The sequence below is a fragment of the Microbispora sp. CA-135349 genome (assembly GCF_050947365.1).
Lineage (GTDB): Bacteria > Actinomycetota > Actinomycetes > Streptosporangiales > Streptosporangiaceae > Microbispora.
This window is the reverse complement of the sequence record NZ_CP192001.1, coordinates 3,119,966-3,136,476: the sequence shown is the minus strand read 5'-3', so window position 1 is coordinate 3,136,476 and position 16,511 is coordinate 3,119,966. Positions and strand designations below refer to the sequence as shown.

17 protein-coding genes are annotated in these 16,511 nt (G+C 73.3%); 3 read left to right on the top strand and 14 right to left on the bottom strand.

Annotation, left to right across the window (positions count from 1 at the left end; all coding sequences use genetic code 11):
* Position 1: 1 nt before the first annotated feature.
* The 12 genes from efp to ACQPZZ_RS14700 all read right to left on the bottom strand — a co-directional run bounded on the left by efp (position 2) and on the right by ACQPZZ_RS14700 (position 11,292).
* Positions 2–562 (bottom strand): elongation factor P, encoded by a 561-nt coding sequence (gene efp / locus ACQPZZ_RS14755; protein ID WP_346228513.1) that lies wholly within the window; start codon positions 560–562, stop codon positions 2–4.
* A 25-nt stretch (positions 563–587) separates the two neighbouring features.
* Positions 588–1,646, bottom strand: a complete 1,059-nt coding sequence (locus ACQPZZ_RS14750; RefSeq protein ID WP_432934387.1) for a M24 family metallopeptidase — start codon at positions 1,644–1,646, stop codon at positions 588–590.
* A 117-nt stretch (positions 1,647–1,763) separates the two neighbouring features.
* Positions 1,764–3,554, bottom strand: a complete 1,791-nt coding sequence (locus tag ACQPZZ_RS14745; RefSeq protein WP_432932434.1) for an FtsX-like permease family protein — start codon at positions 3,552–3,554, stop codon at positions 1,764–1,766.
* Positions 3,555–3,559: 5 nt separating this feature from the next.
* Entirely contained in the window at positions 3,560–4,318 is a 759-nt protein-coding gene (locus ACQPZZ_RS14740; RefSeq protein WP_432932432.1) for an ABC transporter ATP-binding protein, read from the bottom strand.
* Positions 4,315–4,848, bottom strand: a complete 534-nt coding sequence (locus ACQPZZ_RS14735) for a PadR family transcriptional regulator (protein ID WP_432932430.1) — start codon at positions 4,846–4,848, stop codon at positions 4,315–4,317. Before ACQPZZ_RS14735 ends, ACQPZZ_RS14740 begins: the two co-directional genes overlap by 4 nt.
* A gap of 178 nt (positions 4,849–5,026) precedes the next feature.
* On the bottom strand, positions 5,027–6,061 hold the full coding sequence (locus ACQPZZ_RS14730) for an LLM class F420-dependent oxidoreductase (protein ID WP_432932428.1): 1,035 nt from the start codon (positions 6,059–6,061) through the stop codon (positions 5,027–5,029).
* A 113-nt stretch (positions 6,062–6,174) separates the two neighbouring features.
* The gene (locus ACQPZZ_RS14725; protein ID WP_432932426.1) at positions 6,175–6,975 is read right to left on the bottom strand and encodes an SAM-dependent methyltransferase; all 801 of its coding nucleotides are present in this window, start codon (positions 6,973–6,975) and stop codon (positions 6,175–6,177) included.
* 77 nt (positions 6,976–7,052) lie between these two features.
* Positions 7,053–7,628, bottom strand: a complete 576-nt coding sequence (locus ACQPZZ_RS14720; protein WP_432932424.1) for a nucleotidyltransferase family protein — start codon at positions 7,626–7,628, stop codon at positions 7,053–7,055.
* Positions 7,625–8,728 carry an XdhC family protein gene (locus ACQPZZ_RS14715; protein WP_432932422.1) on the bottom strand — a complete coding sequence of 368 codons (1,104 nt, stop codon included), beginning with the start codon at positions 8,726–8,728 and terminating at the stop codon, positions 7,625–7,627. Before ACQPZZ_RS14715 ends, ACQPZZ_RS14720 begins: the two co-directional genes overlap by 4 nt.
* Complete coding sequence (locus ACQPZZ_RS14710; protein ID WP_432932420.1) at positions 8,721–9,941, bottom strand: vWA domain-containing protein; 1,221 nt, start codon at positions 9,939–9,941, stop codon at positions 8,721–8,723. Before ACQPZZ_RS14710 ends, ACQPZZ_RS14715 begins: the two co-directional genes overlap by 8 nt.
* The gene (locus ACQPZZ_RS14705; RefSeq protein ID WP_363636837.1) at positions 9,934–10,836 is read right to left on the bottom strand and encodes an AAA family ATPase; all 903 of its coding nucleotides are present in this window, start codon (positions 10,834–10,836) and stop codon (positions 9,934–9,936) included. The genes ACQPZZ_RS14710 and ACQPZZ_RS14705 overlap by 8 nt, the downstream gene beginning before the upstream one ends.
* A gap of 114 nt (positions 10,837–10,950) precedes the next feature.
* Positions 10,951–11,292, bottom strand: a complete 342-nt coding sequence (locus tag ACQPZZ_RS14700) for an ArsR/SmtB family transcription factor (protein ID WP_432932418.1) — start codon at positions 11,290–11,292, stop codon at positions 10,951–10,953.
* A gap of 87 nt (positions 11,293–11,379) precedes the next feature.
* Between ACQPZZ_RS14700 and ACQPZZ_RS14695 the strand changes: the two genes are divergently transcribed.
* Both ACQPZZ_RS14695 and ACQPZZ_RS14690 read left to right on the top strand, forming a co-directional pair.
* Positions 11,380–12,666 carry an MFS transporter gene (locus ACQPZZ_RS14695; protein WP_432932416.1) on the top strand — a complete coding sequence of 429 codons (1,287 nt, stop codon included), beginning with the start codon at positions 11,380–11,382 and terminating at the stop codon, positions 12,664–12,666.
* 34 nt (positions 12,667–12,700) lie between these two features.
* Complete coding sequence (locus ACQPZZ_RS14690) at positions 12,701–13,315, top strand: HD domain-containing protein (protein ID WP_432932414.1); 615 nt, start codon at positions 12,701–12,703, stop codon at positions 13,313–13,315.
* Positions 13,316–13,377: 62 nt separating this feature from the next.
* Here the strand turns inward: ACQPZZ_RS14690 and ACQPZZ_RS14685 are convergent, their stop codons facing one another.
* Complete coding sequence (locus ACQPZZ_RS14685; protein ID WP_363636847.1) at positions 13,378–13,644, bottom strand: DUF4031 domain-containing protein; 267 nt, start codon at positions 13,642–13,644, stop codon at positions 13,378–13,380.
* A 1,045-nt stretch (positions 13,645–14,689) separates the two neighbouring features.
* Here ACQPZZ_RS14685 and ACQPZZ_RS14680 point away from each other — a divergent pair.
* Complete coding sequence (locus ACQPZZ_RS14680; RefSeq protein ID WP_432932412.1) at positions 14,690–15,283, top strand: hypothetical protein; 594 nt, start codon at positions 14,690–14,692, stop codon at positions 15,281–15,283.
* A gap of 33 nt (positions 15,284–15,316) precedes the next feature.
* Here ACQPZZ_RS14680 and ACQPZZ_RS14675 read toward each other — a convergent pair whose 3' ends face one another.
* Positions 15,317–16,450, bottom strand: a complete 1,134-nt coding sequence (locus ACQPZZ_RS14675; protein WP_432932410.1) for an epoxide hydrolase family protein — start codon at positions 16,448–16,450, stop codon at positions 15,317–15,319.
* Between the last annotated feature and the right edge of the window lie 61 nt (positions 16,451–16,511).

Here is a 16,511-nt window from a genome sequence, read left to right as displayed (position 1 = left end):
GTCAGGCCCGACCGAGGTACTCGCCGGTGCGAGTGTCGACCTTGACCTTTTCGCCGGTCGTGATGAAGAGCGGGACCTTGATCTCGGCGCCGGTCTCCAGGGTGGCGGGCTTGGTGCCGCCGGTGGAGCGGTCGCCCTGCAGGCCCGGGTCGGTGTGTGAGATCGTCAGCTCCACGGCGGCCGGGAGGTCGACGTAGAGCGGGTTGCCCTCGTTGAAGGCGACGGTCGCGGTCGTGTTCTCCAGCATGTAGTTGGCGGCGGTGCCCACCACCGAGCGCGGGATGTTGACCATGTCGTAGGTCTCGGTGTCCATGAACACGAAGTCGTCGCCGTCGAGGTACGAGTACTGCATGTCCCGCTTGTCGACGTTCGCCACGTCGACCTTCACGCCGGCGTTGAAGGTCTTGTCGACGACCTTGCCGGACAGGACGTTCTTGAGCTTGGTGCGGACGAACGCGCCGCCCTTACCCGGCTTGACGTGCTGGAACTCGACAACGGTCCACAGCTGCCCATCGTCGAGCTTGAGCACGAGTCCGTTCTTCAGGTCGTTCGTCGTCGCCACGTAGCGTCTCCCGCGTGCGGCTGCCCTACAGGACGAGCAGCTCCTTGGTCGTCAGTGTGAGAAGCTCCGGCCCGTCACCACGCGTCACCAGCGTGTCCTCGATGCGCACACCGCCCCTGCCCGGGAGATATACCCCCGGCTCGACGGTGATCGGAACTCGATCCTCTAGTCTACCGGTCCTGCCAGGGCCCAGGAACGGCAGCTCGTGGATCTCCAGGCCGACTCCGTGACCCAGCCCGTGGCCGAACCGCTCGGCGTGGCCCGCCCGCGCGATCACGTCACGAGCCGCGGCGTCCACCTCGTGCGCCGTCGCCCCCGGCCGTACGGCGTGCCGGCCCGCACGCTGGGCCTGCCGTACGAGGTCGTAGAGGTCGCGCTGCCACGGGGTGGGCGGGCCCACGGCGACCGTGCGGGTCATGTCGGCGTGGTAGCCGTCGTAGCGGGCGCCGAAGTCCATGGTGACCAGGTCACCCCGCTCGATCGGCCGCTCCGAGGGCGAGTGGTGCGGGATCGACCCGTTGGGGCCGCTCGCCACGATGGAGTCGAAGGCCGGCTTGTCGGCGCCGAGCTCGACCATGGCGGCCTCCAGCCACCGGGCGATCTGCCGCTCGGTGACGCCGGGAGCGATGCGCTCCACGACCAGGGAGAACGCCTCGTCGGTGATCCCGCAGGCCCGGCGCAGCGCCGCGATCTCCCCCTCGTCCTTCACGGCCCTGACGGTCTCCACGAGTCCGCCGACCGGCGCCAGGGCGGCGTGATCGGCGGACAGCCGCAGGAACAGCCCCACCGGCATGTGGTCGGCCTCCACCAGGACCTTCGCCGCGCCCGGCCCCCGTGCGAGCAGGGCTCCCGCGACGTCGCGGTCCTCGATCACCTCGACGCCCGAGCACGTCGCCCGGGCCGTCTCCAGATAGCGCGAGTCGGTGGCGAGCACGGCCTCACCCGCCGCGGTGACGAGCACGGCGGCGTTGGAGCTCGTCAGACCGGTCAGGTAGCGGACGTTGACCGGCCAGGTGACGAGGGCCGCCGCGGCCTCGTGCTCGCGCAGCGCCCCGGCCAGGCGCGCGCGGCGGGATGTGTGCATCACGCCCGGGACTTTACGCCCACGCGGGGCGCCTCTCACCTGGCAGATCCAGTTCCGGAGCCTGGGCAGGCCCCTCGCCGCCGGTCTGACGGCCGGCGGTCCGCCGGACGGGGCCGGTCACGCCGCTTCGGCGCTGAGGGTCTGTGCCACGGACCGGCGGGCCGCCAGGCGTGCGGGCAGGGCGGTGAGTGCCGCCGTCGCCACGAGAGTCGCGAGTGTGGCGCCGAGCAGCCAGGAGGAGGGTGCCTCCACCGCGTTCCCGGCCGAGAAGAGCGAGAGCAGGCCGGCGCCCAGAGGGCCGCCGATGAGGGCACCGGGCAGGCTGGGCAGGAGCTGGGCGGCGGACAGCCCCGCGGAGATCTGCCCGGGGGTGGCGCCGAGCGTACGCGCGATGGCCGTGTTCGCCCGGGCCTCCATGGCGGTGGTCCAGGTGAAGGTGACGGTGTTCACGACGGCGAGTGCGACCAGCAGGATGGTGACGGCGAGCATCAGCATGCGGTCGTGCTCGCCGCGCAGGTTGGGCAGGGCGGATGAGCCGTTCAGGCCGTAGCCCCTCTCCGGCTGGGCGTGGAGGGTCAGCAGGGCGACGATCGCGATCACCGTGGTGGCGGTGGCACACGCCTGCAGCACGGCGCGGCCCGGCCGGCGGGCGGTCAGCCGCAGCCCGAGCAGCAGCGGCGTGGGCAGCAGCGCGGACAGCGCGGTGAGCCAGGGCCGGTGACGGGGCTGGTGAGCGGTGGCGGACAGCGCCGTGACGGTCGCCGTACGCATGGCCCGCAGCGTGGGACGCAGCGTGGACAGCACCGCCACCGACACGGCGAGGACGGTCGCCGCGGCGACGGTGGCGCCACCGGGCCCGAAGGCGTCGCCGATCCGGCTGGCGGTGGGGCTGGCGATGGCGGGCACGGTCAGGCGGGCGATCACCAGCCCCAGCGCGTCGCCGGCCAGCGCCAGCGCCAGATACTCGGTGAGCAGGACGGTGGCGATCAGGCCCGGGGCGGCGCCGACGGCCTTGAGCAGCCCGGCCCTGCGCGTCTGCTCGACGGCGCGTCCCGCGGCCAGCGCCGCCACTCCGGTGATGGCCAGGAAGCTGAGCAGCCAGCTGCCGACGACCAGGATCGGCTGGGTGTCCCTGAGGATGACCATGTCCTGTACGGCGGTGAACTGCCAGGAGTGGAAGTTGATCCTGATGTCGACGAGCCGGTGGGCGTGGCGAAAGGCCTCGGCGGCGGCGGGGTCGCGCAGCTTGAGGTCCACGGCCGTGGTCACCGGGAGATCGTGGGACGACGCCAGCGTCCGGGCGTCCGACCGGGTCATCCAGGCCAGGCCGCTGTAGTCGCTGGGGCCGCCGCCCGGGCCGATCTGCGCCGCCCAGGGGTAGATGGAGGTGGCCGCGGTGACGGCGATCCCGACGACGGGGTAGGACCGGCCGGCGATGGTGACGTGGTCGCCGACGCCGACGCCCAGCGCGGTGGCGAAGCCGCGCTCGAGGACCGTGCCGCCGGAACGTACCCAATGGCCCGAGGTCACCAGCGGCCGGTTGACCGCGCCGGGCGTCTCGGCGAAGCCCTGCACCACCACCGGGGACGAGACGGAATCGCGCGTGCCGAGGGTGGCGTAGACGATGCGATAGGGACCGTGGTGGGCGATCACTTCGGGAGCGTCCGCCAGCGAGGCCAGGGCCGAGGTCACGGCGGGCCCGGTGTCGCCGGAGAGCGCCACCACGTCCGGGCCGGCGGTGGCCGCGCGGGTCTGCTCGTACAGCGCGTCGCTCACGCCGCGCAGGGACAGGCCCAGGGCCATCGTGGCGGTGGCCACGGTCACCGCGAGCAGGAGCATCGCGGCCTGTGCCCTGTGCCGGCGCACGTCGGCCAGCACCAGACGCACGACGAGCACGACGGAGCCCATGGCGTTCAGCCCTCCAGCCCGATCAGCCCGCCGAGCCCGCCGAGCCCGCCGAGCCGCCCGGTGCCGGTGCCGGCCAGCCGGGTGTCGTCGACGAACATCCCGTCGCGCATCGAGATCAGCCGGTCGGCGGTGGACGCGACCCGCTCGTCGTGCGTGACGATCACGAGGGTCTGCCCGGCGGCCCGCAGGTCCTCGAAGATCCTCAGCATGTCGAGGGTCGCCGCGGTGTCGAGGTTGCCCGTCGGCTCGTCGGCGAAGACGACCAGCGGGTCGTTGACCAGCGCGCGAGCGACGGCGACCCGCTGGCGCTGCCCGCCCGACAGCCGCGACGGCAGGTGCCGGGCGCGGTCGGCGAGCCCCACCCGCTCCAGCAGCAGGCTCGCGCGGCGCCCGGCCTCGCGGCGCGAGCGCCCCGCCAGCAGCGCGGGCAGCTCCACGTTCTCGGCCGCCGACAACTCCTCCACCAGATGGAAGGCCTGGAAGACGAACCCCACCGACCGGCGCCGCATGCGCGCCAGAGCCCGCTCGCTCAGCGTGTCGATGCGCCGCCCTGCCACCCACACCTGTCCGTCCGTGGGCCGCTCCAGGCCACCGAGGAGGTGCAGCAGGGTCGACTTCCCGCAGCCGCTCGGCCCCATCACCGCCAGCGTCTGTCCCTGGGGCACCTCCAGGTCGACCTCGTCCACCGCGCGGACCCGGCCCTGCCCCCGGCCATGCGTCTTCACCAGGCCGCGGGCCCGGACCACGGCGCTTGACACGTTCATCCGTCCTCGTTTCCGTGGCCGGCCCCGGACCAGGCCCGCTCACAGGCGTCCAGCCAGCGCAGGTCCGCCTGCAACCGCAGCACGACCCCTTCCAGCAGCAGGCCCGCGCCCGACCCCGCCGGCTCGGCCAGCGCCGCCTGCTGCGCCTCACGCAGGTGGCGCAGCAGCTCCCGGCGCTGCGCCGCCACCAGGTGCACCGGGTCGGCCAGCCGGGCCGCGGCGGCGGCGGCGAGCTTGAGATGAAACTCCGCCAGGTCCGGTTTCGGCCAGCCCACCTCGGCCAGCCAGGCGGCCACCCGTTGCTGCCCGGCCGGCGTCAGCGCGTAGACCTTGCGCTCCGGCCGCTCGGGCAGGCCGTCCGCCCGCTCGCAGACGACCAGCCCCGCCCGCTCCAATCGGGCCAGCGTCACATAGATCTGACCGCGATTCATCGACTCGCCCAGCGGGCCGAGACTGCGCCGCAGCCGGGCGTGCAAGTGGTACCCGTGCGACGGCTCCTTGGCGAGCATCGCCAGCACCGCGTCCTGCATGTCACCCCCTAACGGTTGGCCAATAGATAGCGGTTACCCATAGGACGTGTCAAAGCGCTGCACATGGCGATCTCGTGGACTCGCCCGCCGCCGATCGGGGAGGGAGGCGAAGACCGCGGGGGCGGGCGGCGCGGGACAGGCGGCGCGGGACAGCCGGCTCCCCGCGCCGCCGGACGGCTCAGGAGGCCAGGTCGCGGATCTTCTCGATGAGCCGCACGCGCTCCCCGTGGGTGTGGGCCACGGGGGCGACGTTGAGCGTCGTGACCCCCGCCTCGCGCAGGGCCGCCAGCCGCTCCCTGATGTGGCCCTCCGGGCCGACGAGCGACACACGTTCCAGCAGTTCCCGCGGCACCAGCGCCTCGGCCTCCTTCTTCTTGCCCTCCAGGTAGAGGTCCTGGATCTGCTCGGCCTCCTTCTCGTAGCCGTAGCGCCGGGCGAGGTCGTTGTAGAAGTTCTTCCCCTTGGCGCCCATGCCGCCGATGTAGAGGGCGGCCATGGAACGGCCCAGCTCCAGCACGCCGTCGGCGTCGTCGCCGATCGCCAGCACGGCCTGCGCGATCACGTCCAGCTCGCCGAGAACGGGATCCCGGCGCTCCCGGCCGGCGGCCAGCGACGGGCCCCAGACCTCGCCGGCCTTCTCGGGCATGAAGAAGATCGGCTCCCAGCCCTCCGCCAGTTCGGCCGCGAGCTCCACGTTCTTGGGCCCGATGGCCGCGATCACGATCGGGACGCGCTCGCGCACCGGATGGTTGATCAGCTTGAGCGGCTTGCCGAGGCCGGTGCCGCCCTCCAGCGGCAGCGTGTAGTGCCTGCCCGCGTACTCCAGCCGTTCGCGCCGCCACACCTTGCGGCAGATCTCGATGACCTCTCGGGTGCGGCCCAGCGGCGCGGTGTAGGGCACGCCGTGGAAGCCCTCGATGACCTGCGGCCCGGACGCGCCGAGGCCCAGCGTGAAACGCCCGTCGGAGACGTAGTCGAGCCCCGCGGCCGTCATGGCCAGCAGGGCCGGCGTGCGGGAGTAGATCGGCAGGATGCCCGAGGCGATCTGCAGCCGTTCGGTCCTGGCCGCGATGTAACCGAGCTGGCTGACGGCGTCGAAGCTGTACGCCTCGGCCACGAACACGATGTCGAGCCCGGCCTTCTCGTAGTCGGCCAGCTCGGCGACGGTCTCCTTGAAGCCCCCCGAATAGTTGAGGGCCATCCCGATCCGCATCCGCTTCGTCCTTCCACGCGTGAACCCGTCGGTAACCGAATGATGTTCCGTATCCGAATACCAAGGCTAGTGCCGCGACCGACGAGATTGCCCGGACAGAGCGGTGGCCACTTTCAGGGGCGGCGGCCGACGCCTCCGAGTATCGGCAGGAAGTCACCGCGCAGCGGCAGCGCGCCGGGCTCGGGCCGCCACTCGTTCAGCGGCACCACCCCGGGCTCGACCAGGTCGAACCCGTCGAAGAACCGGGCGATCCGCGCGGCCGGCCTGGCCTCGAAGGGCGCGTTTGCCCTGCCGTACACGCCGCCCGCGGCGGCCATCGCCTCGGGCACGGGGTCGGAGCAGACGTGCGAGACGACGACGTAACTGCCGGAGGGGAGCAGTTCGCGGTAGGCCGCCACGACCCCCTCCGGGTCCTCCTCGTCCGGCACGAAGTGGAGGCAGGCCACCAGCAGCAGCGCGACGGGCCGGTCGAAGATGAGACCGCTCGCCGACGCCGCGGCCACCACCTCCTCGGGCCTGCGCAGGTCACCCTCCAGGAAGCGCACCCGCGGATCACCCTCCAGCAGCGCCCGCGCGTGCGCCGCCACCACCGCGTCGTTGTCCACGTACGTCACCAGGGAGTCGGGAGCCTCCTGCAGCGCGATCTCGTGGACGTTGCCCTGCGTCGGCAGGCCGGCGCCGAGGTCGAGGAACCGGCGTACGCCGCACTCGGCCGCCAGGTAGCGCACGGCCCGCCTCAGGAACGCCCGGTTTTCCTGCACGGTCTCCCTGACGTATCCGTACGACAGCTCGATGACCCGCTCGGCCGCGGCCCGGTCGGCCGGGAAGTGGTTCTTACCGCCCAGGTAGTAGTCGTACATGCGGGCGACGTTGGGCTGATTGACGTCGAACCCGCCGGGCGCCTGCTCCGTCATGACGCGCTCCCCGCTCGGCCGGACTGCTCTTCGCGATCATTGTGACGGAGCTCACCAAAAGCAGCGAATCGGATGAATCACTCCTTATGGAGTCGCCGCAGGTCATCGGGGGTGTCGACATCGGCCGGGTCGCCGACGTCGTCGCAGGGCACGGCCGTGACCAGTTCCGGGTGCGCCCGCAGGAAGGGACGCGCGCCCACGTCGCCCTCGGCGAGCGCGGCCACCTCCGCCAGGTGCTCGCGCGCGATGAGCACCGGGTTGCGGAGCGCCCCGCCGTACGCCGCGACGGCGACGCGGGCGCCCGCCTCGAACGCGGCGATCAGCCGGCGCACCGCCCCGGGCCGCACCAGCGGCTGGTCGGCCAGCGCGATCACCACCGCGGGGGCGTCCGGCGCAAGCGCGCCCAGCCCCGCCCGGAGCGACGACCCCATGCCGGACGCCCAGCCGGGATTGCGCACGACGACCGCGCCGGCGACCGGCACGTCGGCGGCCCCGAGGACGACCAGCACCGGCCGGCACCCGCCCTCGGCGAGCAGCCGCACGCCGCGGTCGGCCAGACGCTCCCCCTCGAACTCCACCAGCGCCTTCGGGCCGCCGAACCTGCTGCCGCCCCCGGCGGCCAGCAGCAGACCGGCGACCGCCGCGCCGCTCACCGCGGCTCGCCGTGGATGCGTCCCGACGTGTCGGTGAGCGGCCTGCCGCTGCCGCCCCACCGCAGCTGGATCAGCTCGGCCGCGATCGACACGGCCGTCTCCTCCGGCGTACGCGCGCCGAGGTCGAGCCCGATCGGCGACCTCAGCCGGGCCAGTTCGTCCTCGGTCAGGCCGGCCTCGCGCAGCCGCGCCAGCCGGTCGGAGTGGGTGCGCCGCGACCCCATCGCCCCCACGTACGCCGCGGGGGTGCGCAGGGCCACCTCCAGCAGCGGCACGTCGAACTTCGGGTCGTGGGTGAGCACGCAGATCGCGGTGCGCTCGTCGACCTCGGCGGCGGCCAGGTAGTCGTGCGGCCAGGCCACCACGACCTCGTCGGCCTCGGGGAAACGCCTGGCGGTGGCGAAGACCGGCCGCGCGTCGCACACCACCACGTGATAGCCGAGGAAACGCCCGATCCGCGCGACGGCCGCCGCGAAATCGATGGCGCCGAAGACCAGCATGCGCGGCGGCGGCGCGAACGACTGGACGAACACCCGCAGGTCGTCCAGGCGCCGCTCGCCCTCGGGACCGTAGCGCCGCACACCGGTCAGGCCCTGCGCGAGCATGCCGCGCACGTCGTCGTCCACCGCGTCGTCGAGCCGGGCCGAGCCGAGCGGGCCCGCCGCCCGGTCCGGCCAGACCACGCGGCGCGCCCCCACGCGGCCGGGGCCCGCGACGATCGTGGCCACCGCGACCGGACGCCGCGCGGCGACGTCGGCGGCGACCTCCGCCAGCTGCGGATAGTCCCGTCTGGAGACCGGCTCCACGAACACGTCGATGATCCCGCCGCAGGTCAGGCCGACCGCGAAGGCGTCGTCGTCGCTCACGCCGTACCGCTGCAGCACCGGCGTTCCGGTGGTGACCACCTCCGCGGCGAGCTCGTAGACCGCTCCCTCGACGCAGCCGCCCGACACGCTTCCGGCCGCCTCGCCGTCGTCGAGGACGGCCATGGCGGCTCCGGGCGGGCGCGGCGCGCTGCGGAAGGTGCCGACCACGGTGGCGAGCCCGAAGCGCCGCCCCTCCTCCCACCAGCGCAGCATCTGGTCGAGCACGTCACGCACCGGCCCCTCCCTTCCGTGCGGCCCGTACGGGCCGGTCGCCGGCCAGCAGCGCCGCGAGCTCCTCGTACGCGGCCAGGCTGTGCCCGGCGACGAAGTCCGTGACGTACGGCAGCGCGGCGCGGATGCCCGCGGTCAGCGGCCGGTACGCCGGGTCGCCCTTGTGCGGGTTGACCCACACGACGCGGCGGGCGAGCCGGGACAGCCGGGCCATCTGCGCGCCGAGCAGGTCGGCCGGGCCCCGCTCCCATCCGTCCGAGGCGATCACGACGATCGCGCCCCGGGGGTCGGGCAGGCGCAGCAGCGCGCGCAGCTCCTCTCCCAGCCGGGTGCCGCCGCTCCAGTCGGGGATCGCCGCGAAGCACTCGTCCATGGCGAGGCCGGGGTCGCGGCGGCGAAGCGCCGCGGTGATCCTGGTGAGCCGGGTCCCCGCGCTGAACACCTCGGTCGCCCTCGGCTCCGCGCGCACGAGCGCGTGGGCGAAACGAAGCAGCGTGCCGGCGTAGGCGGCCATCGAGCCGCTGACGTCGACGAGCATGACGACCCGCCGCGGCCGGTCCTCGCGCACACGGCGGCGCAGCCGGGCCGGCTCGCCGCCGTGCCGCAGGATCTCCCTGATCGTGCGCCGCGGGTCCGCCGCACCGCCGTGGGGCGACGGGCGGTGGCGCCGGGACCTGCGCGGCTGCCGCGCGCCGCGCAGCAGCGCGAGCAGCCGGTGCACCTCCCGCCGCTCGGCCTCGCTCATCCGCGCCACGTCCCTGTGCCGCAGCACCTCGATGTCGCTCGCCGTGGCCGGCGGCGCGCCGGGCTCGTCCGTTCCCTCCCGCTCCCCCGCGCCGTACGGCACGGCCACCGGGCGGGTCACGGTGACGGTCGTTCCCCGTGCGCGGCGCTGCGGGGGGAGCCCGCCGGAGAAGTAGGCGGCGAAGCAGCGGTCGTAGCCGGGCAGGTCGCCGGGCCCGGCGCACAGGGTGAGACGGCCCGCCCAGTAGACGTTCCGCCCGTCGGCGGCGTCGAGATGGCCGAGCGCCGCGAGGAAGTTCCCGGTGCGATGATGGTCGGCCGCGACGCCGGCCGCCCGGAGCGCGCGGGCGAACCCGGTCACGACACGGGCGATCCGCATGGCGTCGCCGGCCGCCGTCTCCCGGGCGTCGGTCACGCCGCCGGGGCCCGGCGTGTCGCGGCCCGCGGGGGGACGGGGGCGGGCGTCAGCCACGGCCGCCGTCCGGTGTGAGCAGCCTCTGGGCCCGCACGGCCTCCTGGTCCTCCCGGTGCTTGAGCACCGCGCCCAGTGTGGCGGCGGCCAGGACGGGGTCGAGTTCGGCCGCGCCGAGCGTGAGCAGGGCCTCGGCCCAGTCGAGGGTCTCAGCGATGCCCGGCGGCTTCAGCAGGCCGGCCGCGCGCATCCGCCCCGCCGCCCGCGCCACGTCCGCCGCGAGCCGCTCGGCGCATCCGGGCAGGCGCCGCCGCAGGATCGCCACCTCCCGGTCGAACCCCGGATGCTCGAGCCAGTGGTAGAGACAGCGCCGTTTGAGCGCGTCGTGCACCTCGCGGGTCCGGTTGGAGGTCAGGACGACGACCGGCGGGGTCACCGCCCTGATCGTCCCGATCTCCGGCACCGAGATCGTGAAGTCGGACAGCACCTCCAGCAGGAACGCCTCGAACTCGTCGTCGGCCCGGTCGATCTCGTCGACGAGGAGCACGCTGGGCTGCGTCTCCAGGGCCCGCAGCAGCGGCCTGGCGACGAGGAACCGCCGGTCGTAGATCTCGCCCTCCAGCGCGGCGACGTCGGCCGCCCCGGCCGCCTCGGCGGCCTTGAGATGCAGGAGCTGACGCGGGAAGTCCCAGTCGTACATGGCCTGCGCGGCGTCGAGCCCCTCATGGCACTGCAGCCTGATCAGCGGTGCGCCCAGGATCGCCGCCAGCGTCTTGGCCAGCTCGGTCTTGCCGACGCCGGCCTCGCCCTCCAGGAAGAGCGGCCGGCCCATCTTCAGGGCGAGGTAGGCCGCGGTCGTCACGCCCTCGTCGGCCAGGTAGTCGTGATGGTCGAGCAGCTCCGCCAGCCTCGCCGGCGCGTCGATGTCCGAGATCGTGGTCGTCCGCCGCAGCACACGGACAGGCTACGCGGCGGGCCTTCCGCAAGGCTCTGGCCGAATCCACCAAAGCCTGGCGAACCACGCGGCGCCGCGCCGCCACGATCACACAGATCCCCGGCTTCCCGTGCCCTACCGGCCTGGGGTGTTCTGCGGCGGTGAAGGCGCGCCGAGCACGGCGTCCAGCAGGCCGGGGAAGCGGCCGTCCAGGTCCTGCCTGCGCAGGCTCACGTAGCGCTGCCGGCCCTCCGGGACGTTGCGGATGACACCGGCCTCGCGGAGGGTCTTCAGGTGGTGCGACAGCGTCGACTTCGGCACATCTCCCCCGGTGGGCTGGCACGCCGCCACCTCCAGCGGGCCCTGCGTGAGCCGCCGCACGAGCTCCAGTCGCGAGGGGTCGCTGAGCGCGAACAGCACGTCGGTCAGCACCAGGCTCGCGGTCTCGGGGTGCGGGAGGTCCCGGGCTCCAGGCATGGTTCGATAATAGTTGAACTATCGACCATCTCGTCGTACGGTGTGACGGTTCGACAATTTTGGAACAATCGAACCGGGAGTGCCGTGATGACGAACTCGGGGGGCTGCGCCACGCCCGTGAACACCCAGGACCGGGCGGTCCGGGCGACGGCGGGGACGACGGCGCGTGGCCGGATCTCCCACAGGGCCGGGTTCTGGCTGCTCGCCGGCACCCTGGTGGCGTTCATGACCGCCGCGAGCACCCCCTCCCCGCTGTACGTGATCTACCAGCAGCGCTGGGGATTCTCGGCGGCCACGCTGACCGCCGTGTTCGCGGTCTACGCCCTCGCGCTGCTGATCGCACTGCTCACCGTCGGCGAGCTGTCCGACCACGTCGGCCGGCGGCCCGTGCTGATCGCGGCCCTGGTGGCCGAGGCGGCCGCCATGGTCGCGTTCCTGACGGCGGACGGCGTCGGGCCGCTGCTGCTGGCCAGGGCGGTGCAGGGCCTGGCGACCGGCGCGGCGACGGGCGCGATCAGCGCCGGCCTGGTGGACCTGCAGCCGGGGTCTCGCCGCGTCCGTCAACTGGGCGCGCTGGTGAACAGCGCCGCGCCGACCGGCGGCCTGGCCGCGGGAGCGCTCGGTGCCGGGTTGTTCGTGCGCTACACGACGACGCCGACGACGTCGGTCTTCGTCCTGCTCACGGCCGTCTTCGTGGTGCTGGCGGCCTTGATGGCGCTGCTGCCCGAGCCGGTCGCGCCCCGTCCCGGCCGGGTACGGGACGCGCTCGTCTCGCTGCGCCCGCGTGCGGGCGTGCCGCGGCACGCCCGCGGCGCGTTCACGGCGGCCGTTCCCTGCCTGGTCGCCACGTGGGCCGTGGGCGGGCTCTACCTGTCGCTGGGCGGCTCGCTGACCACGGGCGTCCTGCGCGTTTCCGACCGCCTGGCCGGCGGGCTCGTCGTCGCCGCGCTCACCGCCGCGGGCGCCGTGGCGTCGGTGGCCGTACGCGACAAGCCCGCGGGGCGGGTCATGGCGGGCGGGTCCCTGGTGCTCGCCGCCGGCACCGGCCTGACCCTGGCGGCGCTCGCCACCGCCTCCACGCCGCTGTTCTTCACCGGGACGGTCGTCGCGGGCTGCGGGTTCGGCAGCGCCTTCCTCGGCGCGCTCCGCTCGCTCGCGGCGCTGGCCGGCCCGGCGGAGCGGGCCGCGCTGTTCGCCTCCGTCTACGTCGTCAGCTACCTCGCCTTCAGCGTCCCCGCGCTGGTGGCGGGGCTCGCGGTGTCGTCGCTCGGCCTGCGGGCCACGGCCACCGTGTACGGCTGCGCGGTCGTCGTCTTGGCCCTTCTCGCGGCGGTCCTGGGCGTCGTCCGCGAGCGTGCCGCCCGCACGGCCTGAAAAGACCCCGCGCGGCGCCCTTAGGGTTCGGCACATGACCGACGATCGGAGCCTGCCCCGGCCCGGCTGCCTCACCGGCTCGCCGGCCGGGCGGGCACTCGCCGCCGAACTGGCCGCCCGCTGGGCGGAGCCGCATCGGCGCTACCACACGACCGACCATCTGCGGGTGGTCCTGGCCGCGGTCGAGCCGCTCGCAGCCCAGGCCGCCGACGCCGACGCCGTACGGCTGGCCGCCTGGTTCCACGACGCCGTCTACGACGGGCGGCCGGGATGGGACGAGGAACGCAGCGCCCAGCTCGCGCAGGCCCGGCTGCCCGCCTGCGGTCTGCCCGCGGGACAGGTGCGTGAGGTGGCCCGGCTCGTGCGGCTCACGGCGGGGCACGCCTACGAGCCCGGCGACATGAACGCGGCCGTCCTGTGCGACGCCGATCTGGCGATCCTCGCGGCGCCGCCCGCCGCCTACGCGGCGTACGCGAGGGCCGTACGGGAGGAGTATCGGCACGTGCCGGACGCGGCCTTCAGGGCCGGACGGGCCGGGGTGCTGCGGGAGCTGCTCGCCAAGCCCCGCCTGTTCGGCACTGCCGTGGGCCGCGACCTGTGGGAGCTGCCGGCACGCGAGAACGCCGTCGCCGAGCTGGCCGGTCTTTGAGGCCCTGCCACCGTCTCATCGTTCCGGCCCGGCCACCCGGCCGCGCGCCTTTACGGTGTAGATCAGGTGCGGGTCTTCGGCCGGCGCAGGCCCGACTCGCGCAGGCGGCGCACCAGTTCCCGGCTGCCGACGGGCTCGGCCCCGAGATACACGGCCCGGTCGTAGACCGTCTCCGGCACGTCGTAGTGATCCCGGTCGAAGGCCCGCTCGGGCACGCCGAGCAGCCGGGCGAACTCGTGCAGCTCCTCCAGCGAGGAATCGCTGACCAGATGGGACCACAGCAGGCCGCGGGGTCCCGGCCAGTTCGGCCGGTCGATCAGCACCGTCATGCGCCCTCCCCTGCTCCGGGGCGAGCATAGCCCGGGCGGCGGCCGCGATTGCGCCCCGCGCCCGCGCGGACGAAGAGCGATACGGCGGGGCCCGGGCCAGAGCACATGCGGACACCGCCCGGGGACGGACCGCCGCCGATCACGTTCGAATCGTCAGGTGACCGGAGAGGGGCAGGCGCGAGCGGCCCCGACGGGGGCCGCCACGACACGGCCCGTCTCCGCGTTCACCGCGATCGCCCTAGCATGTCCCCTTTACCCTCTGACATTTGGGACAGCACTTGTATTTGCGATGGTTTGTGCATCGATAAGTGCACTTGGGCGGCTTCGGCTTCGCGTACGAATTGCCAGGGGCCGCTTGCACGACCGCCGCGTCGCCGGCGCCCGCGAACGCCGGGGCCGCTCCGGCCGGCCAGAGCACCATCGCGCCGAGCAGCACCGAGCCGGCGATCTTACTGAGACGCGCACCTCGCATGACCTTTCCCCTCTCCGATCATGCCATGAATGGCGGATTGGGTTGTTCCTCCCTCATTGTCCGAGTCGCTTCCGGGAGGCGTCCAGACCACCATCCGGTGCCCGGGATGATCCAGAGGAAATCCCGCACGAACCCTCATTCGGCGATTGACATGGATCGACGAACAACGCGCGGGATCGCACCCGTATTTGTTTTCCCGCCGCACCCTTCTGGCCTGTGATCTACGCCCGGACAAACCGCCCGGCCGCGCCTGCCGGGATTTCCCCGGCGAAATGGTCAGGCGTTCCACGCTCTCGCCATACGAACCGCACGGCGGTCTCAAAATGTCCGTCCGGGCGCGGCATGGAAAGCGCCCCAACCCGGCAAAAGCCCGCATAGTCGGCGCAAGGGTGGCAACCGTCGTCCAGAACGCGCCCTCGCGCCGGAGGTCAGGACGGCCCGCGACATCGCGACCGCGTCGTGAGCGCTCGCGGCGAAGGGCGCCGGCCACACCCGCGACCGCCCGGATCCGGGACGCCAGACGGTGCGCGGGCCGGTGCGCCGCGGAACCACAGGGTCCCATAGGGGGAAACGATGGCTGCACGAACTGTTCGATCCCTTACCGCGCTCGCGGCGGCGGCCGTGCTGACGATGGCACTGCTCGTCGGCTGCGGCGGCGGCACGACTACCGCCCCGGCGTCCGGGGGCGCCGTCGCGGCCGGCCCGGCGGCGCTCGTCACGCCGACCGCGGCCGAGACCGAGTACAACTCGCCGTGCCCGACCGGCGGCAACGCCAAGAGGTTCGCCAAGACCCGGTTCGCGCTGCACGCGGGTCTCGCGCTGGGCGCCTTCCACCGCTATATCTACAAACCGCTGCGCAGCGGCGGCTTCAAGGCCGGAGCGGAAAAGCGCAAGCGCACGATCGCCAAGGCCGCGATCGCCGGCGCCTTCGCCCTGCACCAGCTGAAGGTCGCCAAGAGCTTCGCCACGGCCAATCCGAGCCTGTGCAGGGCCGTGGAGGGCGTCAACTCCCAGTTCGCCGCGCTGACCGACAAACTGCACAACGGCACCGCCACGCCGGCCGACGTCGAGGCCGGCAAGAACTCGATGACGGGCCTGCAGCGCGACGCCGCGAAGAGCGGCTACAAGTTCAAGGAGCAGAACGTCAACATCCCGGGCGCGAGCTGACCCCCGCCAGGGGACGCGGCCGGTCCGCGCCGGTCAGCCCACCTTCGCGAAGAACTCGCGGATGTCGGCGGCGAGGCGATCCGGCTGGTCCATCGCGATGAAGTGGTGGCCACCCGGGTTGTCCTCGGGCCAGTGGAGGATGGTGTTGTGGCGTTCGGCGAGCCTGCGGATGCCGGGCGGTCCGCTGTACACACCGGTCGGCGCGACGGTCTGGCCCTCCGGCCAGCCGAAGCCGGTGCTCTCGTAGTACGGCCACGCCGACGTCCCGAACGTCCCGGTGAACCAGTACAGGCTCACGTTGGTCAGGAACAGATCCCGGTCGATCACCTCCTCGAGCGGCCTGCCCGAGGCGTTGAACTCGTGGAACTTCTGGGTCATCCAGGCCAGTGCCGCGAGCGGGGAGTCGTGCCAGCCGTATGCGAAGGTCTGCGGCGCCGCGCGCAACAGCGCGTGGTGGTCGACGCCGTTCATCCAGTCCTGCTCCATCAGCCGGGCATAGGCCGCCCGCTCGTCCTCGGTCATCTCCGGAAGATCTTTCTCGGTGGGGAAGCCGAGGCCGCTGACGACGTAGACGCCGGCCACGTCGCCCGGCGCCGCCTTGGCCACCTCCGGGGCGACATAGGCCCCGAAGTCACCGCCCTGCGCGCCGTACCGGTCGTAGCCGAGGCGACGCATCAGCTCGGCCCAGATCCGCGCCACGCGCGCCGCGGACCAGCCGGCGCCGCGCGGCGGCGCGGAGAAGCCGAAGCCCGGCAGGGAGGGCACCACGACGTGGAACGCCCGGGCGGGGTCGCCGCCGTGCGCACGGGGGTCGGTGAGGCGGCCGATGAGCTCGGTGAACTCCAGGAACGAGTTCGGCCAGCCGTGCGTGAGGACGAGCGGCAGGGCGCCGGGCTCGGCTGAGCGTACGTGCAGGAAATGGATGTCCTGACCGTCGATCTCGGTCATGAACTGCGGGAACTCGTTCAGCCGCGCCTCCTGCGCGCGCCAGTCGTAGTCCTGGCGCCAGTGGCGGGCGAGCTCCCGGAGGAAGGCGGCGGGGACGCCGCGGCTCCATCCGTCGCCGGGCAGCTCACGGGGCCACCGGGCGCGGTCCAGCCTGTCGTTCAGGTCGTCCAGGTCGGCCGAGGCGATCTCGATGCGGAACGGGCGGATCTCGGTGCTCATGTCTCTCCCGATGCGGTGTGATGACGAGATCGACGTTATGGCGCATGTAGGTCGCGATCTG

Coding starts and splice junctions, on each gene's coding strand:
- ACQPZZ_RS14675 (WP_432932410.1), bottom strand. CDS start 16,450: ATGAGCACCGAGATCCGCCCGTTCCGCATCGAGATCGCCTCGGCCGAC.
- ACQPZZ_RS14685 (WP_363636847.1), bottom strand. CDS start 13,644: ATGACGGTGCTGATCGACCGGCCGAACTGGCCGGGACCCCGCGGCCTG.
- ACQPZZ_RS14745 (WP_432932434.1), bottom strand. CDS start 3,554: ATGGGCTCCGTCGTGCTCGTCGTGCGTCTGGTGCTGGCCGACGTGCGC.
- ACQPZZ_RS14700 (WP_432932418.1), bottom strand. CDS start 11,292: ATGCCTGGAGCCCGGGACCTCCCGCACCCCGAGACCGCGAGCCTGGTG.
- ACQPZZ_RS14690 (WP_432932414.1), top strand. CDS start 12,701: ATGACCGACGATCGGAGCCTGCCCCGGCCCGGCTGCCTCACCGGCTCG.
- ACQPZZ_RS14735 (WP_432932430.1), bottom strand. CDS start 4,848: ATGCAGGACGCGGTGCTGGCGATGCTCGCCAAGGAGCCGTCGCACGGG.
- ACQPZZ_RS14695 (WP_432932416.1), top strand. CDS start 11,380: ATGACGAACTCGGGGGGCTGCGCCACGCCCGTGAACACCCAGGACCGG.
- ACQPZZ_RS14680 (WP_432932412.1), top strand. CDS start 14,690: ATGGCTGCACGAACTGTTCGATCCCTTACCGCGCTCGCGGCGGCGGCC.
- ACQPZZ_RS14740 (WP_432932432.1), bottom strand. CDS start 4,318: ATGAACGTGTCAAGCGCCGTGGTCCGGGCCCGCGGCCTGGTGAAGACG.
- ACQPZZ_RS14725 (WP_432932426.1), bottom strand. CDS start 6,975: ATGACGGAGCAGGCGCCCGGCGGGTTCGACGTCAATCAGCCCAACGTC.
- ACQPZZ_RS14750 (WP_432934387.1), bottom strand. CDS start 1,646: ATGCACACATCCCGCCGCGCGCGCCTGGCCGGGGCGCTGCGCGAGCAC.
- ACQPZZ_RS14730 (WP_432932428.1), bottom strand. CDS start 6,061: ATGCGGATCGGGATGGCCCTCAACTATTCGGGGGGCTTCAAGGAGACC.